We start from the raw sequence: 19,346 nt of genomic DNA, 5'->3' as shown, positions 1-19,346 counted from the left end.
GGTTTTAGCGACGCATTGTCGTCAGTGTCCGCCGATATAGATGAACTTGAACAGGAACACGCCGCCGATCAGCCAGACCATCCAGTGGACTTTCCTGGCCTGGCCGGTGAACAGCTTGAGCACCGCATAGGTGATGAAGCCGAACGCCAGGCCGTTGGCGATCGAATAGGTGAAGGGCATGGTCAGCGCCGTCACGGCCGCCGGAACCACCTCGGTCGTGTCGTCCCAATCGAGTTCGGTCAGTTCCCTAAGCATCAAACAGGCCACGAAGAACAGCGCCGGCGCCGTCGCATAGGCCGGCACCGCGCCGGCCAGGGGCGAGATCACCAGCGCGGCCAGGAACAGCACCGCCACCGTGAGCGCCGTGAGGCCGGTGCGGCCGCCGGCCTGCACGCCGGCCGCGCTTTCGACGTAGGCCGTGGTGCTGGAGGTGCCCAGCAGCGAACCCGCGAAGATCGCGCCGCTGTCGGCCAAGAGCGCCTTGTTGAGGCGGTCCATCTTGGCCGGCACCAGCAGGCCGGCGCGCCGTGCCACGCCCATCAGCGTGCCGGTGGCGTCGAACAGCTCGACCAGGAAGAACACCAGGATCACGTTGAGGATGCCGCCCGACAGCGCCGCCTTGATGTCGAGCTGCAGGAAGGTCGGCGCGATCGAGGGCGGCGGCGCGAAGATGCCGTGGAAGACGTTGCCGGCGAAGAAGAAGGAAGCCACGGTGACGGCGATGATGCCGATCAGGATCGCGCCCGGCACCTTGAGCCGGTCGAGCACCACGATCAGGAAGAAGCCCAGGGTCGCCAGCACCACCTCGGGCGTGTGCAGGTCGCCGAGCGTGACGTAGGTCGCCTTGGACGGCGCCACGATGCCGGCGCTCTTGAGCGCGATGATCGCGAGGAAGAGGCCGATGCCGACCGTGATCGCCACCCGGATCGAATGCGGGATGCCGCGGATGATCAGCTCGCGCAGCTTGAACACCGTGACCAGCAGGAACAGGCAGCCCGAGACGAACACCGCCCCCAGCGCCGCCTGCCAGGTGAAGCCCATCTGCAGCACCACCACGTAGGCGAAATAGGCGTTGAGCCCCATGCCCGGCGCCAGCGCGATCGGGTAGTTGGCGTACAGCGCCATGATGCCGGTGCCCAGGGCGGCGATCAGGCAGGTGGCGACGAACACCGCGTCCTTCGGCATCCCCGCGTCGCCGAGGATCGACGGGTTGACGAAGATGATGTAGGCCATCGTCAGGAAGGTGGTGAGGCCCGCCACCAGTTCGGTGCGCACCGTGGTGTCGTGCTCCCTGAGCTTGAATATCCGCTCGGCCCAGCCGCCCGCGGAAGGCTGCGGCGTGGTGGTGGCGCGCTCATCGAGCTCGAGCGCTTGTTCTGTCCGGTTCATCGCTGTTGTCTCCGTCTCATTTCTTGGGGCCCGTGGCGTTTCTGCAGGGGTCGCGACGCCGGCGCGACAAACGAATCGGTCTAGTCAGGTCCGGTGGCGGCCGGCGGCGGGCGCAGCGAGGCCGCCACCGACTTGGTGCGCTCGCGCAGCCAGCGCGCCGAACTCGACGAATGGGTGCGCTCGTGCCACAGCTGGTAGTACATGAGGCGCGGCAGCGGCACCGGGCAGTCGAGGACCGCGACCGGCAGCCGGTCGAGGAAGCGCTCGCAGTACTGGCGGCCGGTGGTGAGCACCAGCAGGCTCGAGGCCACCATGTCCGGGATCAGCCCGAAGTGGGCGCAGCGCGCCATGATGTTGCGCTGCCGCCCCATCTCGTCGAGCATCTGGTCGATGATCCCGCGCGCCCCGGGATGCAGCGGCGTCGGCGCGATGTGCTCGGCCGCGAGCCAGCTTTCCAGGTCCCAGCCGCGGCGCACCGCCGGATGGTCCTTGTTGACCAGCGAGACGATCTCGTCGCCGAAGAGGCGCGCCATGTGCAGGTCTTCCGGTGGCTTGAGCCAGTTGCCGATCACCAGGTCGACCTGCCCGAGCGACAGGTGCGAGTGATAGTCCGAATCGGACGACAGCGGATGGATCTCGATGTGGCACAGCGGCGCCTGGCTCTTGATCTGCGCCACCAGCATCGGCAGGAACTGCGGGTCCAGGTAGTCGCTGGCGGCGATGCGGAAGGTGGTCGCCGCGGTCTGCGGATCGAAGCCGCGGGCGTCGCTGAACAGCACCTCGGCCGAGCGCAGGATGGCGGCCGCCGGTTCGATCATGCGCAGCCCGGCATCGGTCGGCACCATGCCCGAGCCCGAGCGCACCAGCAGCGGGTCGCCCGAAAGCTCTCGCAGCCGCTTGAGGGCGGCGGAGACGGCGGGCTGGTACATCCCCAATCGGATGGCGGCACGCGAGACGCTGCGGTCGGTCAGCACGGTGTGTAGAACCCGGATGAGGTGAAGATCGATCTTGTCGAGAAGCGCTTGGTCTCTCATGTCTGCCCGCCGTGGTCTGGAATGTGCGGGCAGTTATACAGCGCTGCATTCACATGGAAAGGCCCTCAGGCGGCAGCCTGCTGCACCGCGGTGATCGCCTTCAGGATCGCTTCGCTGGTGGCCGGCGCGCGCAGCGGCGGATCGGCCCGGTGGCCGCCCACCGCCGACACCGCGTCGCGAATCGCGAAGAAGACCGAGAACGGCAGCAGGAGCGGCGGCTCGCCGACCGCCTTGCTGCGGTGGATCGAGTCCTCGAAGTTCTGGCCCTCGAACAGCCGCACGTTGAACACCGGCGGGCAGTCGTTGGCGGTCGGGATCTTGTAGGTGCTGGGAGCGTGGGTGGTCAGGAGGCCGGTCTTCGGGTGCCAGACCAGCTCCTCGGTCGTGAGCCAGCCCATGCCCTGGATGAAGGCGCCTTCGACCTGGCCGATGTCGACCGCCGGGTTCAGCGACTTGCCGGCGTCGTGCAGGATGTCGGCGCGCAGCAGCTTCCATTCGCCGGTCAGCGTGTCGACGATCACCTCGCTCACCGCCGCGCCGTAGGCGAAGTAGTAGAACGGGCGGCCGAACATCCGGTCCTTGTCCCAGGAGAGGCCCGGCGTGGCGTAGAAGCCGTCCGACCAGAGCTGCACGCGGTCGAGGTAGGCCTCGCCGATCACGGTGGCGAAGGGCAGCGTGCGGCCGTTGACCTCGACCTTGTCGTTGGCGAAGCGCACCTGCGACGCGTCGCCGCCGTGGCGCGCCGCGGCGCAGGCGGCCAAGCGCTCGCGGATCTGGCGCGCGGCGTCCTGCGCGGCCTTGCCGTTGAGGTCGGCGCCGGTCGACGCGGCGGTCGCCGAGGTGTTGGCGACCTTCTGCGTGTCGGTCGCCGTGACCCGCACGCTCTCGAAGCTGACGCCGAGTTCGTGCGCGACCACCTGTGCCACCTTGGTGTTGAGGCCCTGCCCCATCTCGGTGCCGCCGTGGTTCACGAGGATCGAGCCGTCGGTGTAGACATGGACCAGCGCACCGGCCTGGTTGAAGTGCTTGACGTTGAACGAGATGCCGAACTTGAGCGGCGCCAGTGCGATGCCGCGCTTGAGCACCGGGCTCCTGGCGTTGAAGGCCGCGATCTCCTCGCGCCGCGCGCGATAGCCGCTCGTGGCTTCGAGATCGGCCACCAGCTCGTGGATGATGTTGTCGCTGACCAGCTGGCCGTACGGCGTGACGTTGTTCTCGCCCTTGCCGTAGAAATTGATGCGCCGCACGTCGAGCGGGTCGCGGCCCAGTTCGCGCGCCACGCTGTCGAGGATGTTCTCGATCGCGATCGCGCCCTGCGGCCCGCCGAAGCCGCGGAAGGCGGTGTTGCTCTGCGTGTTGGTCTTGCCCGAAAAGCCGTGCATGGCCACGTCGGGCAGCCAGTAGGCGTTGTCGAAGTGGCACAGCGCGCGGGTCATCACCGGGCCCGACAGGTCGGCCGAGTGGCCGGCGCGCGACACCATCGTGATCTCGGCGCCGAGGATGCGGCCCTCGTCGTCGTAGCCGACCTCGTACTCGTACCAGAAGCAGTGGCGCCGACCGGTGATCATGAAGTCGTCGTCGCGGTCCAGCCGCAGCTTGACCGGACGCCTGAGCTTGTTGGCCGCCACCGCCGCCACGCAGGCGAACAGCGCCGACTGCGACTCCTTGCCGCCGAAGCCGCCGCCCATGCGCCGGCATTCGACCTGGACCTCGTTCGCGTGCAGATGCAGGGCGTGCGCGACCAGGTGCTGCATCTCGCTCGGATGCTGGGTCGAGCAGAACACGTGCATCGTGCCGCCCTCCTTCGGGATCGCGTAGCTGATCTGGCCCTCGAGGTAGAACTGCTCCTGGCCGCCGACGTCGAGCTCGGCCTTGAGCCGGTGCGGCGCCTTCGCGATCGCGGCCTGCGCGCCGCCCTCGTTCGTGCTGCGCACCAGGTGCATCGGCGGCACCACGTACTGGCCCCTGGCGTGCGCGTCCTGCGGCGTCAGCACCGGCGGCTCGGCCTCGATCTCGAGCGCGTCGCCGGCGCGGGCGGCGGCGCGGCGTGCGGCGTCGCGCGTCTCGGCGATCACCGCGAACACCGGCTGCCCCAGGTAGCGGATGTCGCCGCTGCAGAGGATCGGGTCGTCGTGGACGATCGAGCCGCAGTCGTTGCTGCCCGGGATGTCGGCCGCCGTGAGCACCGCCACCACGCCCGGCATCGCACGGATCGCGTCGAGCTTCATGGCCTTCAGGCGGCCGTGGGCCGCGGGCGAAAGGCCGAGCGCGCAATGCAGCGTGCCCGCGAGTTCCGGGATGTCGTCGATGTAGGTCGCTTCGCCGGCCACGTGCAGCTGGGCCGACTCGTGCGGCCGGCTGATGCCCACGCGCGCACCGTCGTCGTGCGCCTTGGCCTCGGCCCGCTCGTCGATGCGGGCGGCCGCGTTCGTGAGGTAGTCCGCGAAGGCTTCCGCGGGCTGGAGCAGGCTGGGGTCGAGGGGTTTGTTCATGTCAGGCTCCTTGCACGGCGTCGAGGGCGGCATGGGGCATCACGCTCCAGACGCTGGTGGCTTCCACCGGCAGCGGGTCGGTGGTGCGCGTTTCCAGCCACAGGCGCTGCAGCAGGTTCTGCGCCACCTGCAGGCGGTAGTCGGCGCTCGCGCGCATGTCGGTCAGCGGCTTGAAGTCCTGCGCCAGCGCGAGCTTCGCGGCATTGACGCTGGCCTGGGTCCAGGGCTTGGCCGTCAGCGCGGCCTCGGCGCGCGCGGCGCGCTTGACCGTGGCGGCCATGCCGCCGAAGGCGAGGCGCACCTCCTTCACCACGTCGCCGTCGAGCGCGATCGAGAAGCCGCCGCACAAGGCCGAGATGTCGCAGTCGAAGCGCTTGCTGATCTTGTAGGCCCTGACCTGCCGCCGGAGCGCCGCGAGCGGCACCGACATGCCCTGCACGAACTCGCCGGGCTCGAGCCGGTTCTTCATATAGTCGACGTAGAAGTCCGGCAACGGCATGCGGCGCACGCGTTCGCCGCGGCGCAGTTCGATCTCGGCATCCAGCGCCATCAGCACCGGCGGCGAATCGCCGATCGGCGAGCCGTTGGCGACGTTGCCGCCCATGGTCCCCGCATTGCGGATGGGTGGCGAGGCGAAGCGAAGCCAGACGTCGGTCAGGCTGGGCGCGCGCTGCGCCAGCGCGCGAAAGGCAAGCTCGAGCGAGGCGCCGGCGCCGATGTAGAGCGCGTCGCCGCGCTCCTCGACCACCTTCATCTCGGCCACGTCGCCCACCGAGATGATGTCGCCGAGATCGCGGAACTGCTTGTTGACCCACAGGCCGACGTCGGTCGAACCCGCGAGCAACTGTGCGCCCGGCTTGGCTTCGCGCAAGGCGGCGAGTTCGGCCAGCGTGGTCGGCGCATGGAAATGGTCCAGCCGCTGGCCCAGGGGCGCGGCGTAGTCGAAAGTGCCGTCGCGCTTCAGGGTGGACAGGGCCTCCACCACGGGCGCGGTGGCGAGCCGCACGCCGGGCAGGTCGAACATGCGCTGGCCGGCATCGAGGATCGGCCGGTAGCCGGTGCAGCGGCACAGGTTGCCCGACAACTCGTCGGCCAGCTGCTGGCGGGTCGGCCGGCTGCCGCCTTCCTGGTGATGCTCGTAGGTCGACCACAGCGACATCACGAAGCCGGGAGTGCAGAAGCCGCACTGCGAGCCATGGCAGTCGACCATCGCCTGCTGCACCGGGTGCAGCCGCTGCACCGGATGCTTGTCGTGCTGGGCCGGATCCCTGCCGTGGCTGCACTGCGTCTTCAGGTCCTCGACCGTGAACAGCGCCTTGCCGTGCAGCGTCGGCAGGAACTGGATGCAGGCATTGACCGTTTGCAGCCGAAGGCCGCCCACCGCATCCTTTTCGCCGGGCTGGGCCAGTTCGCCGATGACCACGGTGCAGGCCCCGCAATCGCCCTCGTTGCAGCCTTCCTTGGTGCCGGTGCAGCGGGCATCCTCGCGCAGCCAGTCGAGCACCGAGCGGGTCGGATGCACGCCGCTGACGTCGACGATCCGGCCGCGGTGGAAGAAGCGGATGGGTTGGGTGCTCGGGGTCATGCGGATCTCGTGGGTGTCTTAGTCAACGCTCTGGGGCGATCAAGAATCGGGCCAACTGGAAGTTAGTGCTTTGCGGCGCCGCACGCATACGGTCGCCGCCATATCTCTTATGTGGGCGCCGGTATGTGACGCTCGGGAAAACCCTTGGGGCCGGGTCTCATTGTGGCGCTGCGAAGGGCCGGCGAACAGCGAACTTTGCCCGGGAACCCGGGGTCCAACCGGACTCCCCCTCACAGCTGGAGTTCTTCATGAAGAAACTGCTGGCTTTGGCCTTTCTGATCGCCGCCGCGGCCGGCGGACCGACCCCCAGCCTTGCCTTCAACGGCATGCAGGGCGGCAGCGGCCACGGTGGCGGCTCGCAACACAACGGTGGAGGCTTTCAGCACAATGGTGGAAGCTTCCACGGAAGCCCTGGATTCCATCCATTCCACGGATTCGGCGGATTTCCCGCGCGGCACGCGTTCTTCGCCAGGCGTGGTTTCGTGTTCGTCGGCGTGCCGTTTCCCGTGGCCGTGAACGCGGTCGGCTACGCGGGCGCGCTGCCCGTCTACCTGTATTGCCAGAACCCGGTGGGCTTCTTCCCCGACGTCCAGGCCTGTCCGACCGGCTGGCTGCAGGTCTCGCAGTAGCTCGGGACGCTTGCCGCTTCAGCGCTCGGTGAACAGATCCTTGATCACCTGGCGCAGCCACCGGTTCGCCGGATCGGCCTCGAAACGCTTGCTCCAGTGCAGCGACACGGTGAAGTCGCGCAGCGGAAAGGCCGGCTCGACGATCGTGTAGCCCCCCTCCTGCGCGAAGCCGCGCGCGATGTTGCGCGGCATCACCACCGCCAGATCGGTCGCCCGCACGATCGCCGGCAGCACCATGAAGTGCTCCGCCGTGAGGCGCACGCGGTCTTCGAGGTTCATCAACTGCAGGATGCGCAGCGTCTCGGCATGGGTGCGCACGGCGACGTACTCGAGGGCCTGCAGCGCCTCCAGCAGCGCCTGGCTGTTGCGCCGCCCGCGCGTGAACGGATGGCCCTGGCGCAGCAACACGATGTACCGGTCTTTCAGCAGCGGCGCGCGCTGGGTGTCGCGCACCTTCGGCAGGAAACCGAAGGCGAAGTCGATGCGGCCGTTGTCGAGCGCCGGGGCGATGTCCGCCGACTGCAGCGGCTGGGTCTCGAGCCGAACGCCGGGCGCGATCTCGCCCAGCCGCGCCATCAGCGGCGGCAGGAAGCGCCCCTCCCCGATGTCGCTCATGTGGATGCGGAACACCTTGCGCGAGGCGGCCGGCTCGAAGCGGTCGGGCTCGTTGAGCGCTTCCTCCAGCATGCCCAATGCCGACTGCACCGCGGACGCCAGCCGCTCTGCGCGCGGCGTCGGCGCGACCCCGCCCGGCGCCCGCGTGAACAGGGCGTCTTTCAACAGCAGGCGCAGCCGGCCCAGGCCGTGGCTGGCCGCCGGTTGCGTGAGTCCGAGCGACTCGGCCGCGCGGCTCACGCTGCGCGCCCGGTAGACCGCGTCGAACAGCCGCAGCAGGTTCAGGTCGATCGCATCGATATGCATGAGATTCATGTTACTTAGTTCGATCATTTTATTGAAGAAGGATCGACACGCCCGCACACTGCGGACGGCCTCCGGGCCGCCCCCCACAAGAAGGAGACACGAGATGACCCCGATCCGTCAACGCGCGGCGCTCGCCGTGCTGCTCTTCGCAGCGACCGCCGCCTGGGCACAGCAACCCCCGGCCGACGAACCCGGCTGGGCGCGGGGGCGACCGAAGACGGAGGCCGCGGCCCGCATGGCGCCGGTGCCGGCCTTCCCGATCCCGACCGCGGCCGACCAGCTGCCGACGGCCAGGTTCAAGCTGCCGCCGGGCTTCAAGGTCGAGACCTGGGCCTCGGGCGTGCTCGACGCGCGCGCGCTGCGCCAGGGCGCCAAGGGCAATGTGTTCGTGAGCACGCTGTTCGTCGGCAACAAGGTCTACGCGATCCCCGAGAAGGGCAAGCATGACCCGAAGACCATCATCGACAAGATGGAATTCGCCACCGGCATCGAGTACTACAAGGGCTCGCTCTACGTGGCGACCCACAAGCAGATCCTGCGCTACGACAATGCCGAGGACAAGCTCGACAACCTCGGCGCGCCCGTGGTCCTGAACGACAAGCTGCCGGGCGGCCAGGACCACAGCTGGCGCTACCTGCGCATCCACAACGACAAGCTCTACTACGCGGTCGGCGCGCCCTGCAACCTCTGCGACCCGGACGACGCCCATGCGCGCATCTTCCGCATGAACCTCGACGGCAGCGGCATCGAGACCGTCGCGCGCGGCGTGCGCAACACGGTGGGCTTCGACTTCGATCCCAAGACCGGCGACCTCTGGTTCACCGACAACGGCCGCGACTGGTTCAGCGAGTCCCTGCCGAACGACGAACTCAACCACATCACGGCGAAGGACCAGCACTTCGGCTTCCCGTACTGCCACCAGGGCAACATCCTGGACGGCGAGTTCGGCTGGGGCAAGAACTGCGACGACTACGCCAAGCCGGCCGCGCTGCTCGGGCCGCATGCCGGCTCGCTCGGCCTGACCTTCTACCGCGGCAAGATGTTCCCGCCCAAGTACCAGGGCGCGATGTTCATCGCCCGCCACGGCCCCTGGAACCGCACCATCAAGTACGCCGACATCGCGGTCGCCTGGCCCGATGGCAAGGGCGGCGCCCGGGTCGAACCCTTCATGACCGGTTTCGTCGAGAACAACGCCTACCTGGGCCGGCCGGTCGACTTCCTGGTGCTCAAGGACGGCTCGATGCTGGTGAGCGACGACCACGCCGGCGCCATCTACCGCATCAGCTACGGCGGCCGATGAGGAGCGCGGCAAGACACGCGATCACCGTTGCGACCGCCCTGTTCTGGCTCGCGGCGCTGCCCGCCGCTGCCCAGGGCAACAAGCCAGGCGCCCCGGGCGCCTACGGGCAGCGCTTCGCGGCCCTGTGCGCGGCCTGCCACGGCGCCAACGGACGCGCCGACATGCCGGGCACGCCGGCGCTGGCGGGCCAGCATGCGTTCTACGCGATCACGCAGCTGTTCCTGTTTCGCGAAGGCCGGCGCGCCAACGAAGCCATGTCGGCGGTGGCCAAGACCATGACCGACGCCGACCTGCGCGGCTTCTCGGACTTCATCGCCACGCTGCCGCCGGTGCCGGCCCCGCCGCCGGCCACGCCCGGCGATGCGGCGCGCATGCTGCGCGGACAGTCGCTGGCGCAGGCGCATCGCTGCGTGAACTGCCACGGCGCGGACTTCAGCGGCGGGCAGCAGGTGCCGCGCCTCGCCCAGCAGCGCGAGGACTATCTGCAGCTCACGCTGCGCGAGTTCCGCTCGGGCAAGCGCCCCGGCTACACGCAGGCGATGGGTGCCGCCGTCAGCGGCATCCCGCCCGAGGATCTGGACACCCTCGCCTACTACATCTCGCGCTTTACCGGCGCGGGCGACAAGCAACCCGGCAAATAAGGAGCCATTTCTCTTGGAAGTTTCATTCAGCAAGGAGATCGAGGCGCTGCGCCTCGGTGCCGGCGACACCTTTCACGGCGAGGGCATTCTCGCGATCACCAAGGGGCTGCTGCAATCGGGCGTGGCCTACGTCGGCGGCTACCAGGGCGCGCCGGTCTCGCACCTGCTCGACGTCATGGTGCAGGCCAAGCCCTACATGGACGAGCTCGGCGTGCACGTCGAGGCCTGCTCCAACGAGGCGTCGGCGGCGGCGATGCTCGGCGCCTCGATCCACTATCCGCTGCGCGGCGCCGTGACCTGGAAGTCGATCGTCGGCACCAACGTGGCGGCCGATGCGCTGTCCAACCTATCGTCGCCGGGCGTCAAGGGCGGCGTGCTGATCGTGGTCGGCGAGGACTACGGCGAAGGCGCCTCGGTGATCCAGGAGCGCACGCACGCCTATGCGCTCAAGTCCAGCATGTGCCTGCTCGACCCGCGGCCCGACCTCGGGGTGATGGTGGACATGGTCGAACATGGCTTCCGGCTCTCGGAAACCTCCAACATGCCCTGCATGATGGAGCTGCGCATCCGCACCTGCCACGTGCGCGGCAGCTTCGAATGCAAGGACAATCTGCCGCCGCCGGTCTCGACCCGGGCGCTGATCGAGGAACCGGCGGGTTTCGACTACATGCGGCTCGCGCACCCGCCCGTCACCTTCCGGCACGAGAAGCTCAAGGGCGAGGAGCGCCTGCCGGCCGCCCGCCGCTACATCGCGCAACACAAGCTCAACGAACTGATCCCGGGCACCCATGCCGACCTCGGCATCGTGGTGCAGGGCGGGCTCTACAACGCCCTCGTGCGCAGCCTGCAGCAGCTCGGCCTGGCCGACGCCTTCGGTGCCACCGACATCCCGCTGCTGGTGCTCAACGTCGCCTATCCGCTGGTGCCCGACGAGGTCGCGGATTTCTGCATCGGCAAGCGCGCGGTGCTGGTGGTCGAGGAAGGCCAGCCCGAGTACATCGAGCAGGAGATCGCGACGTTGCTGCGCCGGCGCGACATCCAGACGCCGCTGCACGGCTGCGACATGCTGCCGGCCGCGGGCGAGTACGGCGTCGAGGTGCTGGCCGCCGGCCTCACCCAGTTCGCGCAGCGCTACCTGCCCGGGCACGCGCAGGATTCGGCCAAGGACTGGCTCGCGGGCAATCGCGACCGCCGCGCTGCCGTGGCGACGAAGCTCGACGCCCCGCTGCCCAACCGCCCGCCGAGCTTCTGCATCGGCTGCCCCGAGCGGCCGGTGTTCGCGGCGCTCAAGCTGGCCCAGCAGGACAGCGGCCCGGTGCACATCGCCGCCGACATCGGCTGCCATGCCTTCGGCACCTTCGAGCCCTTCTCGATGGGGCACTCGATCCTCGGCTACGGCATGAGCCTGGCAAGCCGTGCCGGCGTGTCGCCGATGATGCAGCGCAGGGCCCTGTCGATCATGGGCGACGGCGGCTTCTGGCACAACGGGCTGCTGACCGGCGTGCAGAGCGCGCTTTTCAACGGCGACGACGCGGTGCTGCTGATCTTCAAGAACGGCTACACCTCGGCCACCGGCACGCAGGACATCATCTCGACGCCCGACGACGACATGAAGGAGCGCGCGGTCGACAAGCAGCAGAGCCTGGTCGACAAGAACCAGACCATCGAGGCCACGCTGAAGGGCCTGGGCGTGCAGTGGCTGCACACGGTCCACACCTATGACGTCGACAAGATGCGCAAGACGCTCAACGACGCCTTCACGAGCGACTTCAACGGCCTCAAGGTGATCATCGCCGAGGGCGAATGCCAGCTCGAACGGCAACGCCGCATCAAGCCCTGGATCGCGAGCCTGCTGCGAAAGGGCGAGCGCGTGGTGCGCGTGAAGTACGGCGTCGACGAGGATGTCTGCAACGGCGACCACGCCTGCATCCGGCTGTCGGGCTGCCCGACGCTGACGATCAAGGACAACCCCGATCCGCTCAAGGTCGACCCGGTGGCCGTGGTGATTGACGGCTGCGTCGGCTGCGGCCTGTGCGGCGCGAACGCGCACGCCGCCACGCTGTGCCCGAGCTTCTACCGCGCCGAGGTGGTGCAGAACCCCAAGTGGCACGAACGCCTGCTTCACGGCCTGCGCGGGGCACTGGTTCGGGTGATGCAACCGGCATGAACACGATGCACACCCAACAACGCCCCCTCACACTGCTGATCTGCGCCCTTGGCGGCGAAGGCGGCGGCGTATTGACCGAATGGCTGGTCGACACCGCGCGCCACGCCGGCTATGCGGCGCAGAGCACCTCGATCCCCGGGGTGGCGCAGCGCACCGGCGCCACCACCTACTACGTCGAGGTCTTCCCGGTGCCGCTGGCCCAACTCGGCGGCCGCAAGCCCGTGTTCAGCCTGAGCCCGGTGCCGGGCGCACTGGACGCCATCGTTTCGTCCGAACTGCTCGAGACCACGCGCCAGATCGGCAACGGCATGAGCGCGCCCGAGCGCACGGTCGTCATCAGCTCCTCGTCCCGCACCCTGACCACCGCGGAGCGCATGCAGCCCGGCGACGGCCGCGCCGACGCCGCTCGCCTGCTCGATGTCGTGAAGGCATTCAGCCGCGAGCACCACGTGTTCGACATGGGCGCGGCGGCGCGCGAGGCCGGCACGGTGGTCAGCGCCGTGATGCTCGGCGCGATCGCGGGCAGCGCGCTGTTCCCCTTTCCGCGCGCGGCCTACGAGCGCGTGGTGCGCGGCGGCGACGCCGGCACGGCGGAGAAGCCGAGCCCGATGGCCGCCGCCAGCCTGCGTGGCTTCGCGAAGGCCTTCGACGCCGTGAACACGCCGCGCGAACAGGCCGCCCTGGTCTCTCGCTTGTTGGCCACGACGGCCAACGACGTCGTACGGCCGCAGTCGCTGCCGCCGGCCGTGGCCGCGCAGTTTCCCGCGCCGGTGCACGACCTGCTGGCGCTCGGCCATGCGCGCGTGCTCGACTACCAGGACGCCGCCTACGCCGCGCTCTACGTGCAGCGCCTGGCCCAGGTGCTGGCCGCCGAGCGCGCGGCCGACCCCGCGGGGGCCCATGGCTTCGCGGTCACGCGCGAGATGGCGCGCTGGCTCGCGCTGTGGATGGCGTTCGACGACATCGTGCGCGTGGCCGAGCTCAAGAGCCGCGCCAGCCGGGCGCAGCGCGTACGCGGCGAGGTCAAGGCCACGCAGGGCGACATCGTCAAGGTCTACGACCACTTCAAGCCCGGCGCGCCCGAATTCGCGGCATTGCTGCCAGCCTCGCTGGCCCATCGCGTGACCGCCTGGGACCGGCGCCGCAAGACGCCGTGGGCGCTGCCGCTCAAGGTCGGCAGCCATTCGGTCGTCGGCATGGCCGCGCTGCGCCTGCTGGCCTCGCTGCGCTGGCTGCGCAAGCGCGGCAACCGCTTCGCCGAGGAGCAGGCGCTGATCGGGCGCTGGCTCGAAGCCGTGGTCGCCGGCACGCGCGCGGACTGGCGCCTGGGACACGAGATCGCGCTGTGCGGCCGTCTCATCAAGGGCTACGGCAGCACCAACGAGCGCGGCAAAGACAACCTGCTGCACGTGATCGACCATCTGGCGACGGCACGGCTGCCCGATGGCTCGCCGTCGGCGCGCGCCACCGCGATCGCCGCCGCCCGCGACGCGGCGCTGGCCGACGAGGCCGGCACCGCGCTCGATGCCGCGCTGGTCCGCCACGGCGCGCCGCCGCGGCCCGTGAAGGCGCAGCCGATCCGCTGGATGAAGCGGCCGCCGCAGTCCGCGCCGGGCCGTCGCACCTGAACGCGCCCGGACGCCGACCGCGTCGGCGTCCGACCCGAAATCGAAAAAAGGAGACTCCCCCATGTACGACAAAGAACCCCGCTCCCGACGACGCATCCTGTCCGCCTGCGCCATCGCGGCCCTCGCGCTCATCGCACCGGCCGCCGCACTGGCGCAATCCTGGCCGAGCAAGCCGGTGAAGATACTTGTCGGTTTCCCGCCCGGCGGCGTGGCCGACATCATGGCGCGCACGGTCGCGCCGCTGATGTCCGAGACGCTCGGCCAGCCCGTGGTGGTCGAGAGCCGCGCCGGCGCCAACGGCAACGTGGCCGCCGATGCGGTGGCCAAGTCGCCCGCCGATGGCTACACGCTGGCGCTGACGAGCACCGGCATCGAGTCGGTCAACCCCTTCCTGTTCGGCAAGATGCCCTTCGATGCCGACAAGGACCTGGCGCCGGTGGCCGCCACCGGCCGCATCCAGCTCTTCCTCACGACCCGGCCGGGGCTGGCCGCCAACGACGTCGACGCCTTCGTGCGCTACGCCAAGGCCAACCCGGGCAAGCTGTCCTTCGGCTCCGCCGGCTCGGGCAGCACGCCGCATCTGGTGGGCGAACTGTTCAAGCAGAGCGCCGGCATCTATGCCGTGCACGTGCCCTACCGCGGAGCCGCCCCGGCACTGCAGGACCTGCTGGCCAGCCAGATCGACTTCTTCTTCGATCCCGGCATCTCGTTCGCGAACGTGCGCGCCGGCAAGCTCAAGATGCTGGCGGTGGCCAGCGGGCAGCGCTCGCAGCTCTTTCCCGACGTGCCCACGCTGGCCGAGCGCGGCTACAAGAACATGGACTACGACACCTGGTTCGGCCTGTTCGCGCCGGCGGGCACGCCGCCCGAGGTACGGCTGCGGCTCAACGCGGCGGTCAACAAGGCGCTGGCCAACGAAACCGTGCGCAACCGGTTCCGCGAAGTCGGCGGCGAGGCGACGCCGATGACGCCCGAAGCCTTCAAGGCCGTGGCGCGCAAGGAAGCCGCGGTGTTCAGCCAGCTCATCAAGGACCGCAACATCCAGGCGGACTGAGCCGCCCCAGGGTCAACGTAAACGCGAATAGCCGGGCCCGGACGATTCTTATAGAACATAACCGGTTCCGGCGGCCCCTCGCCCTTCGATCACGCTAGGAGACACTCATGAAGCCATCGCGCATCCAGGCCTTCGCGGCGCTCGCCGCCCTGCTGGCCCTTTCGTCCGCGCCCGCCCACGCGCAGGACAAGCCCGTCAACCTCAAGATGTCGAGCTGGGTGCCGGCGCAGCATCCGCTGAACCCTTCGCTGCAGGCCTGGGCGGACGACATCAAGAAGGCGTCCAACGGCACCATCACGGCGACGCTGTTCCCCTCGGAGCAGCTCGGCAAGGCCTTCGACCACTACGACATGGCGCGCGACGGCATCGCCGACTTCGCCTACATCAACCCGGGCTACCAGCCGGGCCGCTTCCCGATCATGGCGGGCGCCTCGCTGCCCTTCCTGTTCGCCGACGGCAAGGGCGGCTCGGCCGCGATCGACGCCTGGTACCGCGCCTACGCCGCCAAGGAAATGAAGGACGTGAAGTTCTGCTTCGCCTTCGTGCACGACCCGGGCACTTTCCATGCGCGCAAGAAGATCACGTTGCCGACCGACATCAAGGGCATGAAGATCCGGCCCGCGACCAGCACCATCGGCCAGATGGTGACCTCGCTGGGCGGCACCAACGTACAGGCCTCGGCGCCCGAGTCGCGCGACATGCTGGAGCGCGGCGTGGCCGACGCGATCACCTTTCCGTGGGGCTCGATCGGCCTGTTCGGGATCGACAAGGTGGTGAGCTTTCACATGGACGTGCCGCTCTACGTCACGCCCTTCGTCTGGGCCATGAACCAGAGCAAGTACGACAGCATGTCGGCGGCGCAGAAAAAGGTGATCGACGACCACTGCACCAGCGAATGGGCCGAGAAGGTCGCCACGCCCTGGGCCGACTTCGAGTTCGCGGGCCGCGCCAAGATCGCCGGCCAGGCCGGCCACGAGATCTACAAGCTCACGCCCGAGCAGCTCGACGCCTGGCGCAAGGCCACCGCGCCCGGCGAGGCGCAATGGGCCGAGGGCGTGAAGAAGGTGGGGCAGGATCCGAAGGCGGTGATGGATGCGCTCAAGGCCAGCCTCGTGAAGAACAAGTCGGCACTCTGAGCGCCGCGAGCGTCCGATGGCAACCGGAGCCGGGATGACCAAGCCCCGCGTGGGGATCATGGATCGGATGATCAATTCGATCGAATGGCTGGCCGCCATGTTCGTGGGGATCGTCGCGCTCAACATCTTTCTCGCGGTGGTGCTGCGCAAGTTCTTCAACACCTCCATTCCCGATTCCTACGACTTCGGCCGCATGCTGCTGGGCATCCTGATCTTCTGGGGCATCGCGGCCACCAGCTACCGCGGCGGCCACATCACGGTCGACCTGGTGTGGACCGCCGCCGGCCCGCGCATGAAGCGCTGGATCGACGTCTTCGCCACGCTGGTGCTGTTGTTCGTGGTCGCGGTGCAGACCGCCACGCTGTTCGACAAGGTGCGCGCGACCTACGTCGACAACGTGCTGACCTACGACATGAACATCCCGACCTGGCCGTTCTACGCGGTGGCCTGGATGGGCGACGTGTCGGCGGTGGTGCTGATCGCGATCCGGACCTACAGGCTGATCTTCCATCCCGAACTGCTCGAAGAGACGAAGCCTGAAATGAAAGCCGACGAATGAGCACCGATGCGATCGCGGTTCTTGGCTTTGTGGTTCTCTTCGCACTGATGCTCCTGCGCGTGCCGGTCGGCATGGCGATGGGCCTGGTCGGCGTCACCGGCTACGCCTGGATCGTCGGCCCCGGCCCGGCGCTCAAGCTGGTCGGCCAGACCTCGATGCGGACCGTCACCGACTACACCTTCGGCGTGATCCCGATGTTCATGCTGATGGGCGCGCTGGTCTCGGTGTCGGGCGTCAGCCGCGAACTCTTCAAGGCCGCCAACTCGATGATCGGCCACCTGCGCGGCGGCCTGGGCGTGGCCACCGTGCTGGCCTGCGGCGGCTTCGCGGCCATCTGCGGCTCCTCGGTCGCCACCGCCGCGACCTTCTCGGCCGTGGCCTATCCGGAGATGCGGCGCTTCAACTACCCGCAGTCGTTCTCCACCGGCGTGATCGCCGCGGGCGGCACGCTGGGCGCGATCCTGCCGCCGTCGACCGTGCTGGCGGTCTACGCCATCCTCACGCAGCAGGACATCGGCAAGCTCTTCATGGCCGGCATCATCCCCGGCATCCTGGCCATGGCGATGTACGTGCTGACCATCGCGGTGATCGTCCGGCTGCGGCCCGACTGGCTGCCCGGCGGCGAGCTCAAGCCCTGGGCCGAACGGCTGGCCGACCTCAAGAACGTGTGGGCGCCGCTGGTGCTGTTCGTCTTCGTCATCGGCGGCCTCTACGGCGGCTTCTTCACGCCCACGGAAGCCGGCGGCGTGGGCGCGAGCGGCGCCTTCATTCTCGGCCTGCTGCGGCGCAAGCTCGACGGCCCGAAGATCCGCGAGGCGCTGCTGTCGGCCACGCGCACCGCCGCGGCGGTCTTCACGGTGCTGATCGGCGCGCTGCTGTTCGGCTATTTCCTGACCATCACGCAGAGCCCGCAGAAGCTCACCGAGTTCCTCACCAGCCTGGGCATCGGCCGCTACGGCGTGCTGGCGCTGATCATGGTGATGTACCTGGTGCTCGGCTGCCTGATGGACGCCATGGCGATGATCATCCTCACGGTGCCGATCATCTTCCCGGTGATCGTGCATCTGGGCTTCGACCCGATCTGGTTCGGCGTCATCATCGTGATGACGGTGGAGCTGGGCTTGATCCATCCGCCGGTGGGGATGAACGTGTTCGTGATCAAGAGCGTGGTGAAGGACGTCAGCTTCACCACCATCTTCAAGGGCGTGCTGCCGTTCATCCTGACGGACATCCTGCGACTGGTGATCCTGATCGCGTTTCCCATCATCGCCTTGTGGCTCCCGACGAAAATGGGGTGAGTGAGCTCGCCCCCAGGTTGCCCGGCACTTCGTGTCCGGGCGCCCACCCCCTGCCGGGGGCAACACCAGCGGCCCGGCCAAGCCGGTTCCGCGGTGTTTCACCAACGGGCCTGGCTGCGCCGGCCGCGAAATCACAGAGGCATCGCCATGAGCATTGAAGTCACCTATTCCGTCCGCGTCGAATTCGGCGACTGCGACCCCGCCGGCATCGTCTGGTTTCCCAACTTCTTCCGCTGGATCGACGCCGCCTCGCGCCACTTCTTCGCCGAACGCGGCGTGCCGCGCTGGGAAGAGACCGCCAGGACCCTCGGTGTCATCGGCACCCCCCTGGTCGACACCCACACGCGCTTCGTCAAGAGCGCAAGCTATGGCGACACGCTGCAGATCGCGGTGGCGATCCCCGAGTGGCGCGAGAAGAGCTTCGTGCAGGCCTACCGCGTGACACGTGGCGAGGACCTGATCCTCGAATGCGAGGAGGTGCGCATCTTCGCGGCGAAGCGCGAGGGCGGAGGCATCCGTGCGGTGCCGATCCCGCCCGAGATCCGGCGGCTCTGCGAGTAGGCGCGGGGTTCGGCCCCCTGCCGAACCCTAGCGTGCGCCATACCTCGTTTGGCGGACGAATTGCGCCGCCGCGGCGTGTCCAATGCCTGGAGACGACCGGAGACTCCGCATGAACAAGCTCGCCCTGTGCATCGGCATCAACAACTACCCAGGCACCGACATGGACCTGGCGGGCTGCGTCAACGACGCCAACGACTGGGCCGCCGAACTGTCGGCGCGCGGCTTCAGTGTCAGCAAGCTGCTCGACGAGCAGGCCACCAAGGCCGGCATGATCGCGGGCTTCCGGCGCGTGATCGGCCAGGCCGCCCCCGGCGACGCGGTGGTGATCACCTATTCGGGCCACGGCACCTACCAGTACGACACCGATGGCGAAGAGGCCGACGGCCTCGACGAGGCCCTGTGTCCGCACGACATCCGGGCGCTCGGCGCCGCGCTGATCGACGACGAAATCCACGCCATCTTCAAGACCCGCCGCGACGGCGTGCACCTGGTACTGATCTCCGACAGCTGCCACTCGGGCACCGTGAACCGGGCGCCGCCCGACAACAGCGACAAGGAGGCCGGCCGGATGCCGCGTTTCATGCCGATGCGCGCCTGGATGCCCGAGGCGCGCCTGGCCACCGCGGGGCCGCAGGGCGCGGCGGTGCCGAAGAAGGGCAAGCACGGCGCTTCTTCGGCCTTCGCGACGGAACCGGAAGACGAGGTCGGCGACGTGCTGCTGGCCGGCTGCGAGGAAGGCGAAGGCCACTTCAGCTACGACGCGAGCTTCCAGAACCGGCCGAACGGCGCCTTCACCTTCTACGCCCTCAAGGCCCTGCGGACGCTGCCCGCGGGCGCCAGCTATGCCCAGTGGCACCAGGCGCTGGCGGACGATCTCCCCTCCACGCGCTATCCGCAGAAGCCGCAGATCCAGGGCAGCAGCGAAGCCACGGGACGCCCGATCTTCAGCTGA

Annotated in this window: 16 protein-coding genes; 11 read left to right on the top strand and 5 right to left on the bottom strand. The window is 68.8% G+C overall.

Going from position 1 to position 19,346, the window contains the following annotated elements; all coding sequences use genetic code 11:
* Positions 1–21: 21 nt before the first annotated feature.
* From AB4Z46_RS22200 to xdhA, 4 genes are all read right to left on the bottom strand, one after another.
* Positions 22–1,389: an NCS2 family permease gene (locus AB4Z46_RS22200; RefSeq protein WP_442285707.1), complete on the bottom strand. Its 1,368-nt coding sequence runs from the start codon at positions 1,387–1,389 to the stop codon at positions 22–24.
* Between the two features lie 80 nt (positions 1,390–1,469).
* A complete protein-coding gene (locus tag AB4Z46_RS22195; protein WP_442285706.1) occupies positions 1,470–2,423 on the bottom strand; it encodes a LysR family transcriptional regulator in 954 nt (317 codons plus the stop codon).
* 65 nt (positions 2,424–2,488) lie between these two features.
* Positions 2,489–4,915: a xanthine dehydrogenase molybdopterin binding subunit gene (gene xdhB, locus AB4Z46_RS22190; RefSeq protein ID WP_442285705.1), complete on the bottom strand. Its 2,427-nt coding sequence runs from the start codon at positions 4,913–4,915 to the stop codon at positions 2,489–2,491.
* A 1-nt stretch (position 4,916) separates the two neighbouring features.
* Entirely contained in the window at positions 4,917–6,500 is a 1,584-nt protein-coding gene (gene xdhA / locus AB4Z46_RS22185; protein WP_442285704.1) for a xanthine dehydrogenase small subunit, read from the bottom strand.
* A 248-nt stretch (positions 6,501–6,748) separates the two neighbouring features.
* Between xdhA and AB4Z46_RS22180 the strand changes: the two genes are divergently transcribed.
* Positions 6,749–7,129 carry a hypothetical protein gene (locus AB4Z46_RS22180; protein ID WP_442285703.1) on the top strand — a complete coding sequence of 127 codons (381 nt, stop codon included), beginning with the start codon at positions 6,749–6,751 and terminating at the stop codon, positions 7,127–7,129.
* A gap of 18 nt (positions 7,130–7,147) precedes the next feature.
* On the opposite strand, the gene AB4Z46_RS22175 is transcribed toward AB4Z46_RS22180, so the two are convergent.
* Positions 7,148–8,059, bottom strand: coding sequence for a LysR family transcriptional regulator (locus AB4Z46_RS22175; RefSeq protein ID WP_442285702.1), 912 nt, complete (start codon positions 8,057–8,059; stop codon positions 7,148–7,150).
* 94 nt (positions 8,060–8,153) lie between these two features.
* On the opposite strand from AB4Z46_RS22175, the gene AB4Z46_RS22170 reads away from it, so the two are divergent.
* The 10 genes from AB4Z46_RS22170 (at position 8,154) to AB4Z46_RS22125 (ending at position 19,346) form a co-directional block, all read left to right on the top strand.
* Positions 8,154–9,350 carry a PQQ-dependent sugar dehydrogenase gene (locus tag AB4Z46_RS22170; protein WP_442285701.1) on the top strand — a complete coding sequence of 399 codons (1,197 nt, stop codon included), beginning with the start codon at positions 8,154–8,156 and terminating at the stop codon, positions 9,348–9,350.
* Entirely contained in the window at positions 9,347–9,991 is a 645-nt protein-coding gene (locus AB4Z46_RS22165; RefSeq protein WP_442285700.1) for a c-type cytochrome, read from the top strand. The genes AB4Z46_RS22170 and AB4Z46_RS22165 overlap by 4 nt, the downstream gene beginning before the upstream one ends.
* Positions 9,992–10,004: 13 nt before the next feature.
* A complete protein-coding gene (locus AB4Z46_RS22160; RefSeq protein WP_442285699.1) occupies positions 10,005–12,158 on the top strand; it encodes a thiamine pyrophosphate-dependent enzyme in 2,154 nt (717 codons plus the stop codon).
* A gap of 5 nt (positions 12,159–12,163) precedes the next feature.
* The gene (locus AB4Z46_RS22155) at positions 12,164–13,786 is read left to right on the top strand and encodes an indolepyruvate oxidoreductase subunit beta family protein (protein WP_442285698.1); all 1,623 of its coding nucleotides are present in this window, start codon (positions 12,164–12,166) and stop codon (positions 13,784–13,786) included.
* A 61-nt stretch (positions 13,787–13,847) separates the two neighbouring features.
* On the top strand, positions 13,848–14,840 hold the full coding sequence (locus AB4Z46_RS22150) for a Bug family tripartite tricarboxylate transporter substrate binding protein (RefSeq protein WP_442285697.1): 993 nt from the start codon (positions 13,848–13,850) through the stop codon (positions 14,838–14,840).
* A gap of 107 nt (positions 14,841–14,947) precedes the next feature.
* Positions 14,948–15,976, top strand: a complete 1,029-nt coding sequence (locus tag AB4Z46_RS22145) for a TRAP transporter substrate-binding protein (RefSeq protein WP_442285696.1) — start codon at positions 14,948–14,950, stop codon at positions 15,974–15,976.
* A 34-nt stretch (positions 15,977–16,010) separates the two neighbouring features.
* On the top strand, positions 16,011–16,535 hold the full coding sequence (locus AB4Z46_RS22140; protein WP_442285695.1) for a TRAP transporter small permease: 525 nt from the start codon (positions 16,011–16,013) through the stop codon (positions 16,533–16,535).
* Positions 16,532–17,833: a TRAP transporter large permease gene (locus AB4Z46_RS22135; RefSeq protein WP_442285694.1), complete on the top strand. Its 1,302-nt coding sequence runs from the start codon at positions 16,532–16,534 to the stop codon at positions 17,831–17,833. Before AB4Z46_RS22140 ends, AB4Z46_RS22135 begins: the two co-directional genes overlap by 4 nt.
* A gap of 147 nt (positions 17,834–17,980) precedes the next feature.
* The gene (locus AB4Z46_RS22130; protein WP_442285693.1) at positions 17,981–18,394 is read left to right on the top strand and encodes an acyl-CoA thioesterase; all 414 of its coding nucleotides are present in this window, start codon (positions 17,981–17,983) and stop codon (positions 18,392–18,394) included.
* 109 nt (positions 18,395–18,503) lie between these two features.
* A complete protein-coding gene (locus tag AB4Z46_RS22125; protein WP_442285692.1) occupies positions 18,504–19,346 on the top strand; it encodes a caspase family protein in 843 nt (280 codons plus the stop codon).

Origin of the sequence: Variovorax sp. M-6, from assembly GCF_052114385.1 — a bacterium.
Classification (GTDB): domain Bacteria; phylum Pseudomonadota; class Gammaproteobacteria; order Burkholderiales; family Burkholderiaceae_C; genus Variovorax.
Note: the sequence above shows the minus strand (reverse complement) of the source record. Positions and strands in the feature narration are given on the sequence as shown.

Excerpts from the sequence above, each read along its gene's own strand:
- AB4Z46_RS22200 (WP_442285707.1), bottom strand. The coding sequence starts at position 1,389 with ATGAACCGGACAGAACAAGCGCTCGAGCTCGATGAGCGCGCCACCACC.
- AB4Z46_RS22195 (WP_442285706.1), bottom strand. The coding sequence starts at position 2,423 with ATGAGAGACCAAGCGCTTCTCGACAAGATCGATCTTCACCTCATCCGG.
- xdhB (WP_442285705.1), bottom strand. The coding sequence starts at position 4,915 with ATGAACAAACCCCTCGACCCCAGCCTGCTCCAGCCCGCGGAAGCCTTC.
- xdhA (WP_442285704.1), bottom strand. The coding sequence starts at position 6,500 with ATGACCCCGAGCACCCAACCCATCCGCTTCTTCCACCGCGGCCGGATC.
- AB4Z46_RS22180 (WP_442285703.1), top strand. The coding sequence starts at position 6,749 with ATGAAGAAACTGCTGGCTTTGGCCTTTCTGATCGCCGCCGCGGCCGGC.
- AB4Z46_RS22175 (WP_442285702.1), bottom strand. The coding sequence starts at position 8,059 with ATGAATCTCATGCATATCGATGCGATCGACCTGAACCTGCTGCGGCTG.
- AB4Z46_RS22170 (WP_442285701.1), top strand. The coding sequence starts at position 8,154 with ATGACCCCGATCCGTCAACGCGCGGCGCTCGCCGTGCTGCTCTTCGCA.
- AB4Z46_RS22165 (WP_442285700.1), top strand. The coding sequence starts at position 9,347 with ATGAGGAGCGCGGCAAGACACGCGATCACCGTTGCGACCGCCCTGTTC.
- AB4Z46_RS22155 (WP_442285698.1), top strand. The coding sequence starts at position 12,164 with ATGCACACCCAACAACGCCCCCTCACACTGCTGATCTGCGCCCTTGGC.
- AB4Z46_RS22150 (WP_442285697.1), top strand. The coding sequence starts at position 13,848 with ATGTACGACAAAGAACCCCGCTCCCGACGACGCATCCTGTCCGCCTGC.
- AB4Z46_RS22145 (WP_442285696.1), top strand. The coding sequence starts at position 14,948 with ATGAAGCCATCGCGCATCCAGGCCTTCGCGGCGCTCGCCGCCCTGCTG.
- AB4Z46_RS22140 (WP_442285695.1), top strand. The coding sequence starts at position 16,011 with ATGACCAAGCCCCGCGTGGGGATCATGGATCGGATGATCAATTCGATC.
- AB4Z46_RS22135 (WP_442285694.1), top strand. The coding sequence starts at position 16,532 with ATGAGCACCGATGCGATCGCGGTTCTTGGCTTTGTGGTTCTCTTCGCA.
- AB4Z46_RS22130 (WP_442285693.1), top strand. The coding sequence starts at position 17,981 with ATGAGCATTGAAGTCACCTATTCCGTCCGCGTCGAATTCGGCGACTGC.
- AB4Z46_RS22125 (WP_442285692.1), top strand. The coding sequence starts at position 18,504 with ATGAACAAGCTCGCCCTGTGCATCGGCATCAACAACTACCCAGGCACC.